The sequence below is a fragment of the Larkinella arboricola genome (assembly GCF_003259745.1).
Taxonomy (GTDB): Bacteria; Bacteroidota; Bacteroidia; order Cytophagales; family Spirosomataceae; genus Larkinella; species Larkinella arboricola.
Map to the genome: position 1 here is coordinate 1,329,527 of NZ_QLMC01000001.1, position 23,887 is coordinate 1,353,413.

A 23,887-nucleotide genomic window follows, 5' to 3' on the forward strand; every position below is an offset into this window, starting at 1 on the left:
TCAGGATTTAGTAATGGATTCTTCCAGGTTGTAAATCATCGATACAACGCGCATCAGTGCCGCCAGCCGCTTTTTATCGATCTTTTCGGGAACCGGATATTCCCCGACGGCCAGCACTTTTTCAGGGTCCGTTTTTTTCATCGTTTGCATTTCCTCACCGAAATAGGTCATGAGTACACTCAGTTCCTGCTGAGTCGGTTTTCGATTCACAATCAGCCGGAATGCTTTGCCGATTTTGGTTTCCATTCCACTATTTTCCTGCAACAGACGGGCCGCCAGCACGCGCGATGCTTCCAATACCGTCGGGTCGTTCATCATCACCAGGGCCTGCAACGGTGTGTTGGTCCGGAGCCGGCTTACTTCGCACTGGTCGCGGTTGCTGGCATCGAAAATCGCCATTGAGGGGGGCGGCACGGTTCGCTTGATGAACGTGTACATACCGCGCCGGTATAAGGCCGGACCCTGATCCTGGTTGTAGGTGGACAACATACCGTCGCCCCCGGCGGTGGCGCTTTCCCACAGACCCGGCGGCTGATACGGTTTTACACTGGGGCCGCCGATGGCGCGGTTCAGCAGACCGCTGCTCGCCAGCACCAGATCTTTCACCAGTTCGGCAGGAATATGGTAGCGTGGCGCCCGGGCCAGCAACACATTCTCCGGATCGGCCCGCAGCTTTTCGGGCGTAACGACAATCGACTGGCGGTACGTGGCCGATGTGACGATCTGTTTCACCAGCCGTTTGATGTTCCAGCCGTGCTGCATAAAGTCGACGGCCAGCCAGTCCAGCAGTTCCGGATGGGAGGGAAGCTCGCCCTGCATCCCAAAGTCGCCGGAGGTTTTGACAATGCCCTGCCCGAAAAATTCCTGCCAGATCCGATTGACGTACACCCGGGCCGTCAGCGGATTCTTTTTGTCGAACAGCCACTGCGAAAGCCCCAGACGGTTTTTGGGATAATTTTTGTTGAACGGCAAAATGGCTTCGGGTGTGCCGGGCTGCACTTCGTCGCCATAGGCATTGAAAACCCCCCGTTTCAGAATGTAGGTTTTGCGAAGCGTATCCAGATCGCCCATTACCGACACAATCAGGCGGCTGGTGTCGGGTTTGTTGACGAATTTCAACAGGCTTTTTACATCGTCGTTACTGATTTCCATCAGCGGTTTTTTTGCATACGACTCTGGTTTGCCGACGGTGGGGTCGATGGCCGTGTATTTGGGGCGCATTTCATCGACGTTGTTGAAAAATGCGAAGAGCTGATAATATTCTTTCTGCGAAAACGGATCATACTTGTGGTCGTGGCAATGCGCACATTCCAGCGTGATCCCCAGTAGCCCCTTGCCGAAGGTGTCGTTGCGGTCGGTCACGTAGGTAACCCGGTATTCTTCTTCGTCTACGGCACCTTCTTCGGTAATTTTGTGGTTGCGGTTAAAGCCCGTCGCCAGTAGCTGCTCTTTGGTTGCCGGTCCGCCGTCGCGGTTCGGTAACAAATCCCCCGCCAGCTGCCAGGTGATAAACCGGTCGTACGGCATATTCTGGTTAAAGGCATGAATGACCCAATCCCGCCACGGCCACTGCGTCCGAAAATTATCCATCTGATAGCCGTAGGAGTCGGCGTAGCGGGCCAGATCCAGCCAGTGCAGCGCCATTTTTTCCCCATAGGCTGGACTTTTCAGCAACTGATCAACTACTTTTTCGTAGGCATCCGGGCGGGTATCCGTCAAAAACTGATCCATCATCGACAAGTCGGGTGGTAGTCCGGTCAGGTCCAGACTGACCCGTTTGAGCAGCCGTTCCTTGTCGGATTCTTCGTTGGGCTTCAAACCTTTCTGTTCCTGTTTGTGCAGGATAAAATAATCGATTTCATTCCGGGGCCACTCCGTCTGATCAATGGGCGGCAGGGGGGCTTTTTTGGGAGCCACAAAGGCCCAGTGTTTTTCGTACTTGGCGCCCTGCTTGATCCATTTCTCAATGAGCCTGATTTCGCGTTGGGAGAGTTTGAGGTTGGACGAGGGCGGGGGCATCAGCAGGGACGTATCCTGCGTCGTAATCCGCAGAAACGCTTCCGATAATTCCGGTTTTCCGGCGACAATGGCGTGGGCCGATGGATTTTCCTGCAAGGCTTTGAAGGCACTTTCGGGCACATCGAGCCGCAGACCGGCTTCGCGTTTGTTGGCATCGGGCCCGTGGCAGGCCAGGCATTTGTCGGAGAGAATGGGCCGGATGTCAAAGTTATAGCTGACGGTTTCCGGTAATTTCTCCTCCGCTGACCCGCTCGTCAAACCCGTCGAGCAGGATTGGAAAGTGCCTGTACTACCGGCCACCATGAGCAGTAAATAACAAAGCCTTCTCATTGCAACTTCTGGACTACGATTCGTTGAATTAAATTTGAAAGCCTGTTTTATAAATAAACCGCCGTGAAGCGTCTCATTTATAAAACAGGTAAACGTGGTTTTTTAATCTAAATGACGCGTTAATAACCCGGATTTTGTTGCAGTTTTCCGATTAATATTTCGCGGTTGGGTATCGGGAAAAGCAAACGCTGCGGGGTTACATTGTAACTGGTGCCGGGCAGATACGATTCGCCGGCATGAAAAGCCTTGATGTACTCCCCGTTCTTGTTCATCACCTCGATGGCTTTACCGGTGCGGACCAAATCCAGCCAGCGTTTGTTTTCAAAGGCGAATTCAACGCGTCGTTCGTGGGCGATCAGGTCCCGCAGAGCCGCCTGACTGGTTTGCGTCGACGGGGCCAGACCCGCCCGAACCCGGACTGGGTTCAAATAGGTCAGCGCTTCGGCACTTTTATTTTGTTCATTGAGGGCTTCGGCCAGCCCCAGGAGCACATCGGAATACCGATAAATCGGGAAGTTGTCGTCGGTATTCTGCTCCAGGCTGTGGGCGTGCAGATACTTCTTGATGAACGGATACGCCCTTTTACCAGCGGGTTTGACATAACCAATCGGGCTTTTTACAGCTTCAATGGTCATATCGCCCACCACACCGGTACCTTCAGCAATGGCAATCGACGCTTCCAGCCGCTTGTCGCCGGGTTCATAGGTGCCAATCATCTCGAACGTCGGGACGTTCCAGCCGCCCCCCTGGCGGTTTTGTGAGGTGATGCCGGTGATCCGGCTGACATCCGAAGCCAGGGGCAGAAAAGGATACAGAAAGTTGCTGTTTTGCCCCTGATTCCCCTGTTGGTACTGGATTTCGAACAGCGATTCCCGGCTGTTTTTATTCGATAAGCTGAAAACCGAGGCATAGTCGGGCAGGAGGGTAAAACCCATCGGGACAATCTCTTTCAATTCGGTTTCGGCCAGTGCAAAATTCTTCTGCGTCAGATACACATCGGCCAGCAGCATTTTAGCGGCTGCCTGCGTGGCACGTCCCGTTTGTGGAAATGCTGGCACCGGCAGTTTGGTAATGGCGTCTTTCAGGTCGTCGATAATGACTTTATACACCTCGTCGACGGACGAACGCGGAAGATAGGCATCACTGGCTCCGGACACGGCTTTCAGGTACAGCGGAACACCGCCAAAATACCGCACCAGATCAAAATAAAACAGCGCCCGTAAAAACTTGGCCTGACCCGTAAGCCGGTCGGATACCTGTTGGCTCAACCCCGCTCCGGGCAGGTAGTCGATGATGTTGTTGGCGCGGGCAATGCCGATGTAACACCGGTTGTATTTGTCGGCAACCAGCGTACTGGTGACATCATCCAGAAAGAAATCGGTGTATTCCCGTTCAATGTAGGCCGGTCCGCGGTTGGTGTTGTTAAACTCGAGGTGCGTGTTGTCAGAACGCATCTCCCCCATGCACCAGGCGGCAATAGATCCTTTGGCGTCTCTGATGGCCGCATAAGCACCCACCATAGCCTGTTCGAACTGGACCTCGGTCTGGTAAAAATTACCGGATGTGACGGAGCTTTCCGGCACTCTTTCCAGAAAATCTTCGGAACAGCCCGTTAGGAGGAAGGTCGTTAAGAACGATATATACAGAAGCTTTTTCATGTCTTTGGTTTCCAATACGATTAAAAATTTAAATTCAGGCCCAGTGCAAACGTGCGGGGAACTGGATAAGGGCTGATGTCGACCCCTTCGCTAAGACCGCTCAAACCGTTGAAACTGGCTTCCGGATTGGCCCCTTTGTAGTTGGTCAGAACCAGCGCCTGCTGTACACTCAAAAAGATCCGGGATTTGGAGAGGTATTTCGACACTTTCGGCAAGGTGTAGCCCAGCGTAATATTTTTTACCGTTAGATAGGATGCATCGAGCGCCAGGCGGTCCTGTACATTGCGCGGAAATTCAGTGGTTCCCGACAGTGACCGTCCGACAATACCGGCACCGGGGTTTTCGGGCGACCGCCAGCGGTCTTTCATGTACGTTTCGATATTGAAAATCCCTTCCAGTGTTTCGGTCCATTCCGCCAGTGCATAGTACATTCTCCCACCGTAGGCTCCTGAAATCACAATATTCAGATCCAGATTCTGGTAAGAAAATGTATTATTGAGGCCGTAAACAAATTTCGGATTGGGGTTGCCGATGTACGTTTTATCCAGGGTGTTGATGACTCCATCGCCGTTGATGTCTTTCATGCGCATGGTGCCAACCGCAGATGTACTGTGTTTGGGCTGCGTATCAAACTCCTCCTGTGTTTTGTAAATGCCATCGAATACGTAGCCGTAGAACTGCCCGATGGGATGGCCTACTTCCGTTTTCCAGATCGTACTGGAATAGTTGCCAATGCCGCCGATGGGCGTGTCATTGGTTCCTAACTTGATGACCTTGTTTCGGTTAAAAGAGATATTGAAATCACTGCTCCATTTCAGGTTTCCAACCAGGTTCCGGGTGTTGGCACCAAATTCATACCCCCAGAAATGGAATTCGCCAATGTTGTCCTGAATGTTGGAAAAACCCGTACCCGTCGGAATATCCACCTGATACAGCATGTCCTTGGTTCTTTTGTTGTAATAATCCGCCGTCAGCGAAATCCGGTCGTTCAACAGCCCCACATCCAGACCAATGTCCATTCCGGTGGTGGTTTCCCAGGTCAGGCTGGTGTTGCCAATTGTGTTGGGGCTTCGGCCCTGTACAAGGGCATTTCCGAACGTGTAGTTGGTGGAGAGGATGTTGCCAAACTGGCTGTAATTACCAATGTTAAAATTGCCGGCATCGCCGTATTCGGCCCGTAATTTCAGGTAACTCAGGCCGTTCCATTTCTGGGCAAAGCCTTCGTCTGAAATGATCCAGCCCGCCGATATGGAGGGGAAAGCGCCCCAGCGGTTTACGGAGCCAAACCGGGAGGAGCCATCCCGGCGAATGGAAGCGGCCAGCAGGTATTTCCCTTTGTAGTTGTAGTTTACACGGCTAAACATCGAAAGCAGCGACCATTCGGTTGAGTAGCTGTTCCCGTTTTTGATAGCAGCCGCGTCAATCCAGGTAACAGCGTCATCCGGAAAGCTGGTGCCCGTCAGCCGGTTGGTTTCCTGCCGAAACTGCTGGGCCGAATACCCCACCAGTGCTTCGACGTGATGGTCTGTCGCAAAGGTTTTACTGTAATTGAGGGTGTTCTCGGTCAGCCACGATGTATATTCATTCGTTTCATACGAGCCGGTGGCCAGCTTGGGCGGGGGGGCAAAAATGCCGCCCGCCGTCGAGGGATTGAAAATTCGCTGTTTCCGGCTTTCCAGATCCAGGGAGAGGGAGCTTTTAAACCGGAAATTCTTGAGAAAGTCGATCTCGGCGTAGGCGTTGCTTAGGATCCGGGTTGAGTTGGACCGGTTGGTGGTTTCCAGAAGCGTTTTTTTCCAGTTCGGAAATGTAAAAAGCCCCGGTCCGGTAAAACTAACTTTGTCGGAACCATCGGGGTTTTTGTCATCGGGCGAAAAGATGGGTGGCGTAATGATGGCCGAATAGATCGTGCTATAGAAACCGTCGGTTTCCTGATTCAGACTACGCTGATAGGTTGGGGCTATGTTGATGCCGACCCGGGCAAAGTCATTGATCTTGTATTGATTGTTGGACCGCAGGGAAAACCGCTCGTAATTGGTGTTCAAGACCACCCCTTTCTCTTTGTAATAGCCGAGGGTTGTGGCCGAACTGAAATTGTTTTTGTTTGATAAAATGGAAAGGTTATAGCTATTCTGCCCGCCCGTCTGCAATAGTTCATTATACCAGTCGGTGCTTTTTCCGGTATAGGCTTCGGGGTTTTGATACAGCTCCGGAATACCGCCCGTGTACCCTTCGTATTTAATTTTATCTTCAAAAATTTCTTTCCGATCCTGTAAAAACTCCTTCGCATTCATGAGTTTTGCCCGCCCCCGCTGCGGAACCTGGGCAATGCCGTAGGTGGCGCTGAACTGGATGGTGGTCCGGCCTTCTTTGGCTTGTTTCGTGGTGATCAGAATGACCCCGTTGGCCGCCCGCGAACCGTATAAAGCAGCCGCTGAAGCGCCTTTCAGGACGGAGAAATTTTCGATCTCGTTGGGGTTGATGTTGTTGATACCGCCCACAATCGGAAACCCGTCGACCACATACAGGGGCGTATTGCCGGCATTGATGGAAGCCGCTCCGCGAATCCGGATGGCCATTCCGCTACCGGGTGTTCCCGAAGCCTGGTTGATCTGGACACCGGCAATGCGCCCCTGAAGCTTTTGAGCAAACTGGCCCACCGGCTGATCTTCCAGTTGGGCCGCCGGCAGTGTTGCGATGGAACCGGTAACTTCCCGCTGTTTCTGCGTGCCGTAGCCCACCACCACGATTTCCTCCAGCGCCCGGTCTTCCGGAGCCAGCGCAATGGAAAGGGTGTTTTGGTTGCCCATCGTCACCTCCTGGCTTTTGTAGCCAACAAAGCTAAAAACGAGGGTGGCATTGTCTTCCGTCTCCAGTTGAAAACCGCCCTCCCCGTTTGTAATCGTACCCCGCTGCGTTCCTTTCACAACGACGCTGACACCGGGCAATCCTTTCCCGGTTTCATCGAGTACTTTTCCGGAAACCGCCCGCTTGGGGGCAACCTGGCCCACCGGTGGAAGTGGTACCGGTGTAACTTCTTCGCGTCGGATGATAATGACCTTTCCGGTTAGTTCATACTGCAATCCCAGCGGGCTCAGGATGTGGTCCAGTACCTGCTGAAGGGGTTTGTTTTCGGCAGAAAGGGTAATTTTTCGGCTGGACTGAATCAGTTTGGAACTAAACACGAAACGGACGTCTATCTGCCGTTCCAACTGGCTCAGGACCGTTTTAATCTGCATGTCCTGCGCTTTGATCGTAATTTTCTGATTAAGAATTGATTGGGCTAGGCCGTCGCTGGCGTAGCCCAGTCTGGCGAAGCATAAAGCGAACAAGGCCTGAATCGCAGTAAGCCCCAGGTTTCGACAGATGATTCGACAGGCGAATTGGCGATACTGTACGTTTTTTTTCATAAAAGTTAAGGGTATAGGAATTTGAGTAGGCAATAGTTTTCCCGGCTCCCCTTTTTCGGGGAGTAGCATCACAAACATTTTTGAACAGAAGTGCTGGAATTTAACCGGGCCGAACGAACTCCGCCCGGCACCTTTTCAGATTGCAGGTTTTTGCGGTCATCATACCGTATAAAGTTTTAAGGGTTTAGGTTATTGCTATCACAAAAAGAATTCAGCCAGTATACAAACCGGCTTAACAGGTATGATTCAATTTGTTTTACATCCCTTGCCGTGAATGATAATCTTCCCTTCTACCAGTTCATACCGGGCTTCTACGGCTTTACAGATGATGGTTAGCTGATTATACAATGACATACCGTCCAGAGATGCCGTCAATGGACAATCCATCATCAGGTCTTTATCATACACAATCGGAATACCGTAGGCTTTTTCGAGAGAAGCAAAAACTTCGCTCAGGGGTTTGTCTTCAAAACGGAATGAAGGCTGAACTGCGGTTTTGAGTAACACCGGCTTTTCCACCAGGGTCTTTCGCATCCGTACTTCATCCGTGTTATAGACAATCTTCTGATGGGGAGAAAGAATGACCCCTTCCAGTTCGTGGTTGGTTGCTTTCTCCCTGGCTTTGGGGTCCGACTGGGCAAACACCGAAACGCGCCCGGTCTTCACTTCTACGATAACTTCCCGCGAACTTTTATAGGCTTTTACCGTAAAGCTAGTCCCTAAAACTTTAGTAACCAGGCCTTTTGAATATACCAGAAAAGGCCGGGCCGGATCTTTGGCAACGTCAAAGAAGGCTTCTCCGCTGAGGTAGACTTCCCGTTTAAGAGTTGAAAAGTTTTTTGCGTAGTGAATCCGGCTGGCGGGCGCGAGGGTAACGGTACTGCCATCGCTAAGGTGAATCAAGATCGGTTGAGATGAGGTATTCGCGGTATCGGTAACGGATGATGGCTGATTTTGGGTAATTGTGAAGGGCGATTTCAACAGGGCGGACGGCCGTTCGGAATGGAGAGAGTGGCGAGTCAGCCATCCTGCCAGCAGAACAACGCTGACTGATGCCGCCACCTGGAACCAACTGCGTTTGTAAACCGGTAAGGGGAGTTGCTTATATTCCGGGGCTGATGATGACGGCTGTTGGATTCTGGAAATCGTCGATTTGACGACCTCCTCAATTTCGTGCGCAGGCAGCGTAGATTCCTTTACCTGAAGAGACAGCACAACGCTTCGGGCCTCGTGAATCCGGTCGGCGCGGTCCGGGTTTTCCTGCATCCATTGATTCCAGAAGAAATCCGTCTCGCTGGTGGGTGTAAGCACCCACTGCCGGAAAAAAGGATCCCAGACAAAGTCGCCGGTTTTGTAACTTCTGTACTTGTACTGGTCCATACCTGCCTGTGCATCTATCTATACTCTACGATAGACGAAATCACAGCCGTGATACCAAAAAAATCAGAATTATTTTAAAAAAATAGAATGGTGCCAATAGAATTGGGTATCCGTAAAATAGACCAGAAGCAGCGTTAAGAATTCAAATTTCCAGTACACTTTCAGTTGTCTGATGGCAATCTGAAGCAGATTGGATACGGTTTGGGGAGTAATGTCCATCACCTCCGAAATCTGGTTACGGTCCATTTCCTGAAAAAATTTCAGATAAATGACTTCCTTCTGCCGTTTGGGAAGTTCATCCAGCGGCTTTTTGAACCGTTGGGTGAGGACCCGGACGCTTTCCTGTTCGATGTATTCCTCTTCCACCGAATATTCGATGTCAAAGGCTCCCTGGTCGTCGTCGGGAATCTCATTCGATAAGCCGGGTTTGGATTGCCCGCTTCGGTTCATCAGCCGACGGAGCGACGTCATCAGGTAAGGCTTCACTGCCACCTCTGTGTTGAGTCGGTCACGACGTTCCCAAAGGATCAGAAACAGGTCCTGGATGCAGTCTTTGACAAACTCCCTGTCTTTTGAAAATTTACTGCCGTACCGAAACAGAGCCTGAAAATGAGAAGACATCAGATACTCAAAAGCCACGGTATCGCCTGACAGAAACCGTTGCCATACAACAAGTTCTGCGGGACGATTGAAGGGTAGGGGCTTCTGATCCATATGCCGTTACTCATTAACAATGCGGTTCAAAGCGTCCGCATACTGGCGTCAATTAATAAACATCTCATCCACCAGCACCAGCCCCGGCTTGCCCTTGCCGCCGTGCCATTCCGGCAGCGTACACGGTTTGGCAACGACCTTCAGACAGGCCACGGTTTGCGGTTTGAACGTACAGGTCACGTTGGTCAGCGAATGTTCGTCACCTTTGGCCGGCATCTTCGGTTTAACCGTCGAGAGCAGTTTCATCTGATCGGGGCTAGTTCCGCCCCAGACTTCCACTGTGGCCGGTGGAAAAATACCGGTGGCTTCTTCGATCATGATGCGCAGGGCCACCGACGAGGCCGTAATCGGTTTTTTAAACTCCGAAACCACCACCATGTCGTTGTTGCGAACGCCGGTCCAGTTATTGGCCCAAGCCGGGCTGTTGGCGTTAAAGGTGCCCAGCTTGCGGTCAAAGAAAGACTTGGGGCCGTCGGCCTGGTGGACCCGGTTTAGCGGTTGCAGCAGGATGATGCTGTCGGGTTTGTAGGCGGATTTAAAGAAGTCGAACGTGGCTACGCTACTGCCGTACCAGCCATCTTTGTAGGCTTTGGCCTTAATGGTGGTCCGGTCGGTCAGCACGGTTTTGTTGTTGAAAACCGGCGAATGGATGCTGTCGGGCTCGGTACCGTCGGTGGTGTAGCGGATCTGCACACCTTTGATTGGGTGATGCAGGGCCAGCGCCAGCGACTGATCAAAAACCATCGAAGGGTTTTTAATCTCCGGCGGGTTGAGCGTGAGCGGATTGCTGCCATCGTCTTTAAAACCGGCGATGAACGTGATATTTTTGTGCGCTTTCTGCAACTGCTGAATTTCCGACGGCGTTAACTTCGTCTCCCACAACGCCACGGTTTGCAGGCTTTTGAAGTCGCGAATCTGGTTCTGCAAGTGGGCGTAGGTAACTTTGGTGCCGGACAGCGTCAGGCTTTTCAGATGGGGCAGCCTGGCCAGTTCTTTCAGGTTTTGGCCCGTCACATCCGTAAAATTCAAATCCAGTCGTTGCAGGTTTTCAAACTGACTGATCGTTTTCAAATCCGCATCTTTCACCGGCAGTTTGTTTAGATTCAGCGAAACGATCTGGCTTTTAATGTCGCTCAATTCCTGCAATTTCTCGGCGGAATACGTGCTTTGATTATATAGGTTGACCGCCAGCGCCGGGGAGCCTTTGGCCAGCGGGGCAATCGTGCGGTAGTCGTTGTTCAGCTTCTGAACGGCTTCTTCATCAGCCGCGGCAAACCGGTAAATTTCCTGCACCGGATCGGCCGATTTAAACCGGCTTGATGCCAGTTGTCGTAATGAATCCGAGGGCGGCAAGTCGATGACCTTCTCATTGAAATCCGGACGGCCTTTCACCCACAACGCCAGCAGCGTCATTTCGTCGGTGGTCAACTGGGTTTTGCCTTTGGGGGGCATGTGTTTTTTGTCTTCTTCCGACAAATGAATCCGCTGAAGCAATAGGCTGGCTTTCGGGTCGCCGGGTTTGAACAGCTTGCCGGATTTACCGCCTTTCAGCAGGGCTTCCTCCGTAGCCATACTCAGTTGACCTTTTAATTTTTCAGGATTGTGGCAACTGACGCACTTCTGCTCAAAAATGGGTTTAATCACATCCTTGTAGACCATCGCCTGATCCAGCGCCACCGGTTCGGCTTCGGTTTGCTTCATGATCGGCCCCGAAATGAAATCATCACCATGCGTCAAAACCGCGCCATAATGACCCGCGCCCACCAGCAGAAAAACCGTCAAAATGGCCGTGGACTTGGCCAGCGGAGCCTTGTACCAGCTTTTTGTGCGACTCCAGTAGATGAAGCAGGACAGGTAAAAAAGCAGTACGCCCGTCCACTTATGCCATTGCAGCACCTGACCCGAATAGCCGTCTTCTTTGGACAGAAACAAGCCCATAATAACTGTAATTCCGGCCGACAGCAGACCGACCAGCAGCAGGTTGGTCAGAAAGTCCCGGTAGAACTCGTTGGTCGAATTGGCGGCATTGAAACGAAACAGTTCCATCGCCATCGCCAGCAGCAGAATAACAATCGGGAAGTGGAGAAACAGCGGGTGCATCCGCCCAATGGACTGCACCCAGGCCGGTACGACAATCCGGCTCTCGAACAGCAAGAGAAATAGAATGAAGATGGCCGAAGCAAACAACGCCTGCTCGGCCAGACTTTTGACCTTTTTAGTCATCACAAAATTAATCCAGCGGGTTTAGGAATGGGGTACTTTTTCAGGCAATGATGTCGCGCACAACCTTTCCCGATACATCGGTCAGGCGGTAGCGACGGCCCAGGTGTTTGAAAATCAATTTTTCGTGATTGAGGCCCAACTGGTGCAAGACCGTCGCCTGAAAATCGTGCACGTGGACGGGGTTCTGGGCGATGTTATAGCCCAGCTCATCGGTTTCGCCGTAGACCATACCGGGTTTGATTCCGCCCCCGGCCATCCAGATCGTGAAGCAGCGCGGGTGGTGATCGCGACCGTAGTTATCGGCGGTCAGTTTGCCCTGGGTGTAGCTGGTGCGGCCAAATTCACCGCCCCAGATGACGAGCGTTTCGTCCAGCAAACCGCGTTGTTTGAGATCGGTTACCAGGGCCGCCGACGCCTGATCAACGTCTTTGGCCTGTTTGGCAATTTCGAACGGCAGGTTGCCGTGCTGGTCCCAACCCTGGTGGTAAAGCTGCACAAACCGGACGCCGTTTTCGGACAGTTTTCGGGCCAGCAGGCAGTTGGCGGCATAGGTTCCGGGTACCAGACAGTCGGGGCCGTAGAGCTTGACAATATCGTCCGGTTCTTTCGACAAATCCATGACTTCCGGCACGGCGGTTTGCATCCGGTACGCCATTTCGTACTGTTTCACCTTCGCCGTAATTTCTGGGTCGCCAAACTCCTGATAGGCCATGTCGTTGAGCTTGGCCAGATTATCGAGCATATCCCGGCGCGCGTGGCGGTCCATGCCTTCCGGGTCGCGCAGGTACAACACCGGGTCTTCGCCCTTGCTGAACTGCACGCCCTGGTGAATGGAATCCAGAAAACCGTTCGACCACAGTTTGGAATAAACCCCCTGCCCGTTGCCGACACCGCGCGACAGCAGGACCGTGAAGTTGGGCAGGTTCTTGTTTTCGTTACCCAGTCCGTAGCTCAGCCACGCGCCCATGCTCGGACGGTTGCCCTGCTGCGAGCCGGTTTGCAGAAAGGTCAGCGCCGGGTCGTGGTTGATGGCTTCGGTGTACATCGACTTGACGATGCAGAGGTCGTCCACGATTTTGGCCGTGTAGGGAAACAGATCGCTCACCCACGCCCGCGACTGGCCATACTGCTTGAAATCGACGAACGAACCCACTAGCGGAAACGACGACTGATTGGCCGTCATGCCCGTAAGCCGCTGGTTACCGCGCACCGAAGGCGGTATTTCCTGCCCCAGCATTTCGCGCAGTTTGGGCTTGTAATCAAACAGTTCCTGCTGCGAGGGCGCGCCGTTCTGAAACAGATAAATGACGCGTTTGGCTTTGGGCGCAAAGTGCGGAATGCCGGGGGTGAACCCTTCTTCGTCGGTGCTGTTTCCGCCAAACAGATCGGGGATCATAAGCGACCCCAGGGCCGCGCTGCCCAATCCTAAACTTAACCGGGACAGAAACCGACGCCGGTTGAAATTAAAGCCGTGTTCCAGGATTTCCTTTTCCATGTGATTAAGTCTTTGTAATGGTTTCTTCCAGGTTGTAAATTGTTGAAACTACACGCATTAAAGCCGCCAGTTTCGTTTTGTCAACGTTCCCCGGAATGGGGTATTCACCTACGGATACCGCTTTTTCGGCTACCGGTTTTTTGATGGATTTCGTTTCTTTTTCGTAATAAGCCGTGAGCATTTCCACTTCCTGCTCCCGCGGTTTTCGGCCCACAATCAGGCGGAAGGCTTTGGAAATCTTGTCTTTATCCGCCGTGTTTTCCTGCAACAACTTAGCCGCCAGTACGCGCGATGCTTCCAATACCGTCGGGTCGTTCATCATCACCAGGGCCTGAAGGGGCGTATTGGTCCGGAGCCGTTTTACTTCGCACAAATCCCGGTTGCTGGCGTCGAAAATCGCCATTGATGGGGGCGGAACCGTCCGTTTAATCAGTGTGTACATACCCCGGCGGTACAGGCTCGGGCCGTGGTCCTGGTTGTAGGTGGAGAGTAAACCCCGTCCGGAAGTCGCACCTTCCCACAAACCGGCGGGCTGGTACGGTTTAACGCTCGGCCCACCAATGCTTTGGTTCAGCAAGCCGCTGCTCGACAGAACGAGGTCCTTCACAAATTCGGCGTGGATGCGGTAGCGGGGACCCCGCGCCAGATATACGTTATCCGGGTCATTTTTAAGCTTTTCCGGTGGAACCACCGCCGATTGCCGGTAGGTGGCCGATGTCACCATCTGTTTCACCAGCCGTTTAATGTCCCAATTGTGGCTCATGAAATCGACGGCCAGCCAGTCCAGCAGTTCCGGGTGGGTGGGCAAATCGCCCTGCATGCCGAAATCGCCGGAGGTTTTGACGATGCCTTTGCCGAAAAATTCCTGCCAGAGCAGATTGACATACACCCGGGCCGTCAGCGGATTCTTTTTGTCGAACAGCCACTGCGCCAGTCCCAGACGGTTTTTGGGGTAGTTTTTGTTGAAGGGCAGAATGGCTTCGGGTGTTCCGGGCTCCACCACATCGCCCGGCGCGTCGTAGTTGCCCCGATTAAGGATGTGCGTTTTGCGGAGGGTATCCAGGTCGCCCATCACCGAGACAATCAGCCGGTTGGTGTCGGGTTTGTTGACGAACGTCAGAATGTCTTTTACATCCTTGTCGCTGATTTCCATCAACGGTTTTTTGGCGTAGGTTTCCGGCCCGCCGATCACCGACTCAATGCCGACTTCGGCCACATTATTGAAAAACGCGAACAGCCGGTAATATTCTTTCTGCGAAAACGGATCGTACTTATGGTCGTGGCAGTGTGCGCACTCCATCGTGACGCCGAGCAAACCTTTTCCAAACAAATCCGTCCGGTCGGTGACGTACATAATCCGGTATTCTTCCGGAATAACGCCCCCTTCTTCCGTGATTTTGTGGTTGCGGTTAAAACCCGTCGCCAGCAGTTGTTCTTTGGTCGAATTGGGTAACAGATCGCCCGCCAACTGCCAGGTGACGAAGTCGTTGTAGTGCATGTTTTTGTTGAACGCGTGGATCACCCAGTCGCGCCAGGGCCATTGCGTCCGGTAGCCGTCGTCCTGATACCCGTGCGAATCGGCGTAGCGGGCCAGATCCAGCCAGTGGAGGGCCATTTTCTCGCCGTAAGCCGGGTTTTTCAGCAACTGATCGACGGCTTTTTCGTAGGCGTTCGGGCTGTTGTCGGCCATAAACCGGTCCATCATTTCCAGACTCGGCGGCAATCCCGTTAAATCCAGGCTCAGGCGCTTCAGCAGCCGTTCTTTGTCGGCTTCCTCGTTGGGCTTCAAACCTTTCTGTTCCTGTTTGTGCAGGATAAAGTAGTCAATCTCGTTTTTGGGCCAGTCTTTTTGGTCAACCTCGGGCAGCGCCGGTTTCTGGGGTGGCACAAACGCCCAATGTTTTTCGTACTTGGCGCCCTGCTTGATCCATTTCTCAATGAGCCTGATTTCGCGTTGGGAGAGTTTGAGGTTGGACGAGGGCGGGGGCATCAGCAGGGACGTGTCCTGCGTCGTAATCCGCAGAAACGCTTCCGATACCTCGGGTTTGCCCGCCACCAGCGCGTGGGCCGATGGATTTTCCTGCAAGGCTTTGAAGGCACTTTCGGCCACATCGAGCCGTAAACCGGCTTCGCGTTTGTTGGCATCGGGTCCGTGGCAGGCCAGGCATTTGTCGGACAGGATGGGCCGGATGTCAAAATTATAACTCACCACATCCGGCAGTTTGGCATCGTCGGCTTTCGTGGCTGAATCCGTCTGACAGGCTTGCATCATCCCCATAAAGCCGGTCAATGCGCCGATCAAATAAAAAAACCGCTTCATTACTACTATTCAGGTTTAGGAAATTTGCGGGATTACGGCCCGGCGACCATAGCCCAAAACAATAAGCAATTAACGAAAATGGCGGGTAAAGAACTGATACGATTCAACTAGATAATGCTACTATTTCATAAATTTAGCCAAATTTTCCTTGGTAACCAACTGAAACGGAATTAAGGTTTCTTTTTCGTAGGATTGGCCTTTGGCAATTTTGATGGCGGTTTCGATGGCCTGGGCACCCTGCTGCTCGGCATTCTGGAAAACCGTGGCGTTGAGTGTGCCTTTCTGAACAGCCTGGAGGGCATCCGGAATGGCGTCGATGCTGACCACCACGACTTTATCTTTCAGTCCGGCATCGGTCAGGGCCTTGACGGCACCCATGCCCATCTCGTCGTTCTGGGCAAAAACCGCGTTGATGGTGTTGCCGTACGATTGAATCCAGTTTTCCATCAGGGCCATCGCCTTGGCGCGGTCCCATTCGGCAGTCTGGTGGGCAATGAGTTTCAGGCCGGGGTACTGTTTCAACACTTCGCGGGCGCCCTGTTCCCGTTTGATCTGGGCGGCCTGGCCCATATAGCCGTGCATCATCAGGACGTTGCCTTTGCCGTTCAGTTTTTCGGCAATAAACTTCATCGCAATGCGGGCCGACTCCACATCGTCGGAACCGATAAAGGCCGACGGTTTGGCCGTGGTTTCGGAGTTGACGTTGATAATGGGAATGTTGGCGGCCAGAGCTTTCGTCACGGCGGGCGAACTGGCTTCTACTTCGCAGGGGTTCATGATGATGGCGTCGACACCCTGCGCGATGAAGCTCTCCACCTGCTCAATCTGTTTCAGGGCCGAACGCTCGGCATCGACGGTGATCAGTTCGACGTCGGACTCCTTCGCTTTCTTCTCAATTTCGTCGTGGACATTGACGATGAACTCGTTCTGCATACTGAGCATCGACACGCCCACCGTCAGTTTTTTCTCGCCGTTTTCGCCCGATGAGGATTGGTTGCAACTGGTTAAAAAGCTGGCAATGAGAAGGGAAAATGAATAGAAAATAATGCGTTTCATACAATAGCTAAAGGGAGTCGGTTACCCGTTCTTGTGTTGATTTAAACTATCCAAAACCACCGCGCCGATGATGATAATGCCCATCACGACCTGCTGGTAGTACGAAGTGACGTTCATGAGGTCCAGCCCGTTGCTGATGACACCAATCAGCAGCGCCCCGATCAGTGTGCCGGTCATGGTGCCGGTGCCGCCCGAGGTGCTGGTACCGCCAATAATGGCGGCCGCAATGGCGTCAAGCTCAAAACCGACGCCCGCGTTCGGCTGGCCGGTGGTGATGCGGGAAGTCAGCAGAATTCCGGCCAGCGCGGCCAGCCCTCCACAGAGCGTATACACCACCATTTTGACTTTATTTAACTGGATGCCCGACGCTTTGGCGGCCTGTTCGTTTCCGCCCACGGCATACATATAGCGGCCCAATACGGTTTTTCGGAGCAGTACCGAGCAGATGATGAAGAAAACGATCAGGATGATGATGGGCGTCGGAATGCCCAGAACCTGACCACCGCCAATGAAGTTGAAGGAATCCGAAAGGTTTGAAACCGGGCGGCCTTTGCTCAGAATCAGGGCCAGCCCGCGGCCAATCGTCATGGTTCCGAGCGTAACAATAAACGGCGGCACTTTGCTTTTGGTAATGACCAGACCGTTGAAGGCACCCAGCAGCAAACCAGCCGCCAGCCCCACCAGCACCGGAACAATAACCGGGTACGTATCCGGATGGGCAAACATGGCTGCTACCACGCCCGTTACGGCCACCGTCGAACCGATGGACAGGTCGATGCCGCCCGTAATGATGACAAAAGTTACCCCAAACGCCAGCAGGGCGTTAATCGAAACCTGCGTGACGATGATCATCAGGTTGGAAACCGTCAGGAACCGGGGCGTAATGAGTGACAAAACTACGCAGACAACGATAAAGGCAATCAAAAGACCGTATTGGCCCAAACCGCGCAGGCGCGTCCGGGACGGTTTGTCAGCGGTAGTCAGGTCCGGTTTAAAAAGGGTTTTCATTCGGGTTTTCAGGCGTAATTAGTGATGCACCGCGTAGTGCATAATGGTTTCCTGCGTGGCTTCTTCCTTGCTCAGCAGGGCGGTCTGCCGACCCTGCGACAGCACCAGAATCCGGTCGCTGAGGCCCAGAATTTCGGGCAGTTCGGACGAAATCATGATGACCGCAATGCCGTCGGCCACCAGTTGCTTGATCAGTTTATAAATCTCGGACTTGGCCCCAATATCAATGCCCCGCGTCGGTTCGTCGAGAATCACCAGTTCGGGCGACGACAGCAGCACTTTGCCGATGACCACTTTCTGCTGGTTGCCTCCGCTCAGAAACTGGACTTTTTGGTCCGGACCGGCGGTTTTAATGCGTAAGTCGGTAATCATCCGGGCCGCCGTAGCCGCTTCGCTCTGGTCCTGAATAAAGGGCCCTCGGGCGTGGTTCGACAGGCTGCCCAGCGTTATGTTGTGCTTCACCGACATACCGGGGATGAATCCCAGGCCTTTACGGTCTTCGCTAACATAACCAATTCCGTGCTGAATGGCATCCTGGGGACTCTTGATCCGGACGGGTTGCCCTTTCAGGTAAATCTCCCCTTCATCGAGCGGGTCCAGGCCGAAGATGGCGCGGGCAATTTCGGTGCGACCGGCCCCCATCAAACCCGCCAGCCCCAGCACTTCCCCGGCATGAACCTCAAAATTGATGTCGGCAAAGTTGCCGTTCCGGCGGAGGTTGCGCACCGACAGGATTTCTGCGCCTTTTTGCGCAACGGATTCGGGAAACAGGCTGTCAAGCTCGCGTCCGACCATCATCCTGATCAGCGCAGTATTGTCCAGCTCACTGGCCGGTTGGGTGGCGATGTATTTGCCATCCCTCAAAACCGTAATGGTGTCGGAGATGGTAAATATTTCGTCCATTTTGTGGGAAATGTAAACAATGGCGACCCCCTTGGTCTTCAAATCGCGGATGATGCCGAAAAGCGTAGCCACTTCCCGGTCGGAGAGGGCGGAGGTCGGTTCGTCCATGATGATCACCTTGGCATTGTTCGAAATAGCTTTGGCGATTTCCACCATCTGCATTTCGGCCACGCTCAGGTATTTCATTTTAGTGGTGGGCGAAATTGTCACGCCCATCTGCGTCAGCAGCGCCCCGGCTTCCTGATTCAGTTTTTTTTCGTCGATCCAGCCAAACAGCCCCCCGCGGGATTCGCGGCCTAGAAAGATGTTTTGTGCAACCGTCAGTTCCGGCACCACCAGCAATTCCTGGTGAATCATGGAAATGCCTTTTTTCAGCACCTCGCTGACCGCCTGGCTCTTTAACGCCTGACCTTCAAAGAAAATCTCGCCCGCATCCGGCTGGTGCAATCCGACCAGAATTTTCATGAAGGTCGATTTACCGGCCCCGTTTTCGCCCATCAGCGCATGAACCTCGCCTTTTCGCAGGTCCAGTTGAACCCCGTCCAGCGCCTTCACGCCCGAAAAGGTTTTCGTCAGCCCCCGAACGGTGAGAATGGAATCCTGATGCATGATTGGTTTAAAAGCGAATTTCGGGATAAACAACAGCCCACGGTTTTAACCGTGGGCTGTCCATTGGTTGTATTTCAGGCTATTTCTCGGTCCACTCGACACCGGTATCCTGCCAGCTTCTGGCTTTGGCGGAGTTGATGACGGCTTCGCAGACTTTCTGGGTTTCCAGGGCGTCTTTGAACGTGGGCGAACAGGGCTCTCCGGTTTCCAGGCTTTTCAGGAAGTCGGCCACCTGGTGGATAAAACCGTGTTCGTAGCCAATGCCCAGACCCGGCACCCACCATTTGTCCATGTAGGGTTGATCGCCGTCCGTGACGTGAATCGAACGCCAGCCCCGCACCACCGACTCATCGCTGTGGTCGAAGTATTCCAGGCGGTTCAGATCGTGCAGATCCCAACGAATCGAAGCGTTTTCGCCGTTGATTTCGAGCGTATACAGAGCCTTGTGTCCGCGCGCATACCGGGTTGATTCAAACAGACCCAGCGAACCGTTTTCGAAGTGACAGTGGAAAATACAGGCGTCGTCGATGCCCACCGGCTGCATTTTACCCGTTACAGCGTGCATCCGTTCTTTCACGAACGTTTCGGTTACGGCCGACACGTCGGTAATACCGCCGTTGATCCACATGGCCGTGTCGATGCAGTGCGCCAGCAGGTCACCCGTTACACCCGAACCAGCGGCTTCCACGTCCATCCGCCAGGTGCCGGTACCGCCCTGTGGTACATCGGCGTTGATGGTCCAGTCCTGCAAAAAGTTGGCGCGGTAGTGGAAAATACGGCCCAGTTTACCGGAAGCCACAATCTGCTTCGCCAGCGTTACGGCGGGCAGACGGCGGTAGTTGTACCAAACCGTGTTGGCAACACCGGCTTTGTTAACGGCATCCACCATTTTCTGGCCTTCTTCCAGATTGCGGGCGAGCGGTTTTTCGCAGAGAATCATTTTGCCAGCGGCAGCCGCAGCAATGGCGATTTCGGCGTGGGTATCGTTCGGGGTACAGATGTCTACGGCGTCGATGTCGTCGCGGGCAATCAGGGCTTTCCAGTCGGTTTCGATGGATTCGTAGCCCCATTGGTCGGCAAATGCCTGTACTTTTTCGGCGTTGCGTGAGCAGACGGCTTTCAGGACCGGCGTGTAGGCCAGATCCGGGAAAAAATTAGGTACGCGATTATAACCGTTGGAGTGCGTCCGGCCCATAAAACCGGTTCCGATCAATCCAATTCGTATTTCTTTTTTAGCTGCCATTTTTAGAAGTAATGGGTTTACAGATTTACGGTGTTTCGTTTCCGTACCTACAGACAGCCGGGCGACCCCTGTTTAGCCCGTAGCTACGGAAAAGTTTTTATTCGCTCCAGCCGTGCTGATCGCGGACTTTAATCATGGCCGCTAGAATGTCGTTCCAGGTCTGTTGTTTATGCATAACTTCATTCGGGAACATACAGCCATCCCAGCAGATGTGTTTGAAGGCTTTGGTAAGGTTGCCGTTTTCGTCGCGCAGCCAGTAACCGGCGTCTTTGGTAATGTCGAGTTTACCGTTCGGGTCGGTAGCCAGACAGTGACGGCCAGTTTTGTCGTGGGAGCCGGTTCCGTGGACGGTTCCGTCGTTCTGGGCGACGTGGAAGTCGATGGTCCAGGGGCGCAGGGCCGCCGTCATTTTTTTCAGACCTTCTTCCAGCGCAGCGCGGTCGCTCCATTCAAAATCAGCGGGCAGAATGCGGTCTTCGGGGCTGTTATAACCCAACAGGTACAGGAACGTATGCGACATATCGGCCTGAAAACCCATGTTCGGACGGTCAACGGCTTCCAGCGTATCGATCATCGCCCGCCAGCTATGCATACCTCCCCAGCAGATTTCGCCTTCAGCGGCCAGTTTTTCACCGTACTCAGCCGCCACATCGCAGGCTTCGCGGAAGGTGTCGGCAATCAGTTTGGTGTTGCCAGCGGGATCTTTCGACCAGATTTCGGGGGAGCTGGCCGAGTCAATCCGAATCACACCGTACGGACGAATCCCGATTTCGCGCAGGTACTGGCCGTACTGGCAGGATTTGCGTACCATATCGACAAACGTGGCCCGGTCTTCCTTGCTGCCCAGAACGGGGCCGCCCCAGATCGGAGCCACCAGCGAACCGATGACCAGGTTGTACGACGCTACTTTATCGGCTAATTTTTTAGCCCCTTCTTTGGGGGCGTTGATATCAATACTGGGGTCGAACAGGCCGACATCGACACCGTCGAACTTCACACCGTCAACTTCCGCAGCCGCCGTCAGTTCAAGCATGGTATCGATGGGAATCAGCGGCTCGGAGTCAGGGCCTTTTCCGACAACACCCGGCCAGGTAGCGTTGTGGAGCTTGGGAAACGTATTCGCACTCATGATGAATTTTTGGTTTAAGGTTTTAGTGGTTGATTGAGAACGCTGGTAGACGACGCCTGAACGTCGTCTACCAGCGCCGGGTATTACAGCACCAGGTCAGGGTTGCCCGGGCCGAAGTGTTTCAGCATGACAATCGGGTCGGTCGTTGACGGGTTGACGATGGTGACACCTTCTTTAGCGGCTTTTTCACTGACAAAGAATTCGTCGTTCGTCAACTGGCTGTAGCGAATCAGGGCGGGGGTTTCGATGTCCCAGACGCCCATTTTGCCGTGACCCTGCATGACAATCAGGCCGTAAGCCGCACTGTCTTTGATGGTGACGGTCTGGCCGGGCAGAACCGTCAGTTCCTTGGCGCTGAAGGCGTCGGATTTGTAGCAAACCCAGACTTCACGGTATCCTTCGGCGGCCATTTCGGCTTCGTCTTTCACCGGTTTCGGAGCCATGAAACGGTTTTTCATCATCTCCGGATCGACGTTCAGATCCCAGTCGATGGCTTCCATCAACTGGTCGTAATCGCCAATACGGTCTTTCGGCGTGCCGTTCCAGAGCAGTTCTTCCGGAATAATGGCTTCGTTTACCAGCGACTGGTACATGGCAAATACGTCCGACGCTTTCTGCGGCTCGTACGTACACAGGCTACCGGGTGCGTGGAGCAGGCCCGGCGGCACATCCCAGCCCGTTCCCGGTTCGAGCCGGTAGGCCATCGAGTAATTGGTGATCTTGTTATCGCCTTTGGTGAAGTTTTTCAGGCATTCCTTGATCGTTTCCTTGCTGGTGCCGGGGGCAATACCGATAAACGTATAGGGGAAATCACCGCCGTGGTTGTTCAGCTGCGGAGGGAAATAATAGGCTTCCGGTTTGCCCAGCTGCCCGATCTGAGCCGCCTGCTCGTCGTTGTGGTGCAGGTGGTGGGGCAGAGGACCCATGTTGTCGAAAAACTTGGAGTACATCGGCCAGCTACCGTACTGATCCCATAGCCGGTCGCCAATCAACTCGCCTTTCAGTTCATCAACGGCGTCTTTCAGCAAAAACTGCACTTCCTGATCGCCATCCTGGAAAACAATCTGACTCAGCCCTTCGTTTTCGCCGGTCAGCGGACCGTTTTTGGCGGGCGTCGTCGACGATAACCAGCGTTCGTCGATACCGCCACGCTCACCACCCAGGACGTAATAGTCATCAGGATGCAGCTTGATCCGGCGTCCGGGAACACAAAAAGAGCGCGGCACCCAGGTCGGGGCCAGCCGCAAAATTCCCTGGCCTTGTTCTAATGCTTTTTCAGCTAAACTTACTTTCTCGGTTGTTTCCATGAAGGGTTACTTTTAATCGACTAATACTTATTTTCCTAAAAAGGACTGAATGGCGTCTTCCTTACTCAAAATCTCGATTTCAACTTCGTAACGCCGGCTTTCGCCCGGTTCCAGAAACAGCAGCGTCTGCTGTGCGCGGGCGGCTGCCTGACCAATGGGCGGATGCGTACCCGGTTCAAGGCCCGTTACGTATTCACCCTGGCCCCAGTGCTGCCAGTTGGTCAGCCACGGTAACTGCTCTTTCCGGAACCGCAGAGCGAGGGCAAAACCGAGGTTGGCGTTGTATAAGCCGGTGGTGCAGATACCATTGGCGTCGGCGGTAGGATCGATAAGGGCCACTTCTTCGCCCGCGCCGTTGTGGTCTTCCCGGGGAGCCGGGCATTTGCGGAAGTCGTTGCCTTCTACGAAGATCTTATTGTTCTGATCGGGGTGGCGGGGTTGCCAGCTGCCCTGCCAGACGATGTCGGTTCCTTCATCAGCCAGGGGCCAGCCGAAGTTGAAATGATACAGCAGCATATGCGGAGCCGCCGTGTTGCCCCGGTTGATCACCTCGTCGTGAATCCGGATTGTCGGTTGGCCGAGCGTACCCGAAATCGTGCGCCGGAGTTCCAGGCTGGGGCCAAACACCCGCGTTTGCCGGATGCGTCCGGTAATGCTCATGTCGAACTGGCCCCGCGCCGGGTCAGGCTGAATAATGGATTCGATTTCTGCCGGAATGTTGCTGATTTCGTCGTGCAACCCCCGCTGTCCGTATTCGTCCGATTCGGGACCGCCGGCGTGGGTGAGGCCGCAGGTGGTCAGCAAACCGCCGGTGAAGGTACGGAGCCAGTCGATGCCCCGGTCCGAAAACGGTTGCGGGGGCGTAATGCCTACCTGACTGATCCAGGCCAGACCGTGCTGGTTGTAAAAGGCATCGGCGATGTCCATCGCCCGGTCAATGACTACTTTATACCGCAGGCCCGTTCCGGTATTGATCCAGGCAATGCGGGTGCCCCGGCCGGAGCCGTTGTCGAGTACGGCGGTTTCGATGCCGCCCCACTGGGCAGGATGAGAGAGTTTATTATGCCAGTTTGATGGTGTCAA

General features: G+C 53.7%; 15 protein-coding genes. All 15 read right to left on the minus strand.

Annotation, left to right across the window (positions count from 1 at the left end):
* On the minus strand, window positions 1-2,349 hold the full coding sequence (locus tag LX87_RS05265) for a PSD1 and planctomycete cytochrome C domain-containing protein (protein WP_111627093.1): 2,349 nt from the start codon (window positions 2,347-2,349) through the stop codon (window positions 1-3).
* Between the two features lie 119 nt (window positions 2,350-2,468).
* The gene (locus LX87_RS05270) at window positions 2,469-4,007 is read right to left on the minus strand and encodes a RagB/SusD family nutrient uptake outer membrane protein (protein ID WP_111627492.1); all 1,539 of its coding nucleotides are present in this window, start codon (window positions 4,005-4,007) and stop codon (window positions 2,469-2,471) included.
* 20 nt (window positions 4,008-4,027) lie between these two features.
* Window positions 4,028-7,417, minus strand: coding sequence for a TonB-dependent receptor (locus tag LX87_RS05275; protein ID WP_229310549.1), 3,390 nt, complete (start codon window positions 7,415-7,417; stop codon window positions 4,028-4,030).
* A gap of 246 nt (window positions 7,418-7,663) precedes the next feature.
* Complete coding sequence (locus tag LX87_RS05280) at window positions 7,664-8,797, minus strand: FecR family protein (protein WP_111627094.1); 1,134 nt, start codon at window positions 8,795-8,797, stop codon at window positions 7,664-7,666.
* A gap of 69 nt (window positions 8,798-8,866) precedes the next feature.
* Complete coding sequence (locus LX87_RS05285) at window positions 8,867-9,511, minus strand: RNA polymerase sigma factor (protein ID WP_111627095.1); 645 nt, start codon at window positions 9,509-9,511, stop codon at window positions 8,867-8,869.
* Window positions 9,512-9,559: 48 nt separating this feature from the next.
* Entirely contained in the window at window positions 9,560-11,734 is a 2,175-nt protein-coding gene (locus LX87_RS05290) for a c-type cytochrome domain-containing protein (RefSeq protein WP_111627096.1), read from the minus strand.
* 40 nt (window positions 11,735-11,774) lie between these two features.
* Window positions 11,775-13,229 carry a DUF1501 domain-containing protein gene (locus LX87_RS05295; protein ID WP_111627097.1) on the minus strand — a complete coding sequence of 485 codons (1,455 nt, stop codon included), beginning with the start codon at window positions 13,227-13,229 and terminating at the stop codon, window positions 11,775-11,777.
* A 4-nt stretch (window positions 13,230-13,233) separates the two neighbouring features.
* Window positions 13,234-15,549: a PSD1 and planctomycete cytochrome C domain-containing protein gene (locus LX87_RS05300; RefSeq protein WP_111627098.1), complete on the minus strand. Its 2,316-nt coding sequence runs from the start codon at window positions 15,547-15,549 to the stop codon at window positions 13,234-13,236.
* A gap of 120 nt (window positions 15,550-15,669) precedes the next feature.
* A complete protein-coding gene (locus tag LX87_RS05305; protein WP_111627099.1) occupies window positions 15,670-16,605 on the minus strand; it encodes a sugar ABC transporter substrate-binding protein in 936 nt (311 codons plus the stop codon).
* A 21-nt stretch (window positions 16,606-16,626) separates the two neighbouring features.
* Window positions 16,627-17,613, minus strand: coding sequence for an ABC transporter permease (locus LX87_RS05310; protein WP_111627100.1), 987 nt, complete (start codon window positions 17,611-17,613; stop codon window positions 16,627-16,629).
* A gap of 18 nt (window positions 17,614-17,631) precedes the next feature.
* Window positions 17,632-19,125 (minus strand): sugar ABC transporter ATP-binding protein, encoded by a 1,494-nt coding sequence (locus LX87_RS05315; protein ID WP_211325270.1) that lies wholly within the window; start codon window positions 19,123-19,125, stop codon window positions 17,632-17,634.
* 79 nt (window positions 19,126-19,204) lie between these two features.
* The gene (locus LX87_RS05320) at window positions 19,205-20,368 is read right to left on the minus strand and encodes a Gfo/Idh/MocA family protein (RefSeq protein ID WP_111627101.1); all 1,164 of its coding nucleotides are present in this window, start codon (window positions 20,366-20,368) and stop codon (window positions 19,205-19,207) included.
* 97 nt (window positions 20,369-20,465) lie between these two features.
* Window positions 20,466-21,497: a sugar phosphate isomerase/epimerase family protein gene (locus LX87_RS05325; RefSeq protein ID WP_111627102.1), complete on the minus strand. Its 1,032-nt coding sequence runs from the start codon at window positions 21,495-21,497 to the stop codon at window positions 20,466-20,468.
* 83 nt (window positions 21,498-21,580) lie between these two features.
* Entirely contained in the window at window positions 21,581-22,804 is a 1,224-nt protein-coding gene (locus LX87_RS05330) for a cupin domain-containing protein (RefSeq protein ID WP_111627103.1), read from the minus strand.
* 27 nt (window positions 22,805-22,831) lie between these two features.
* Entirely contained in the window at window positions 22,832-23,887 is a 1,056-nt protein-coding gene (locus tag LX87_RS05335; RefSeq protein ID WP_111627104.1) for an aldose 1-epimerase family protein, read from the minus strand.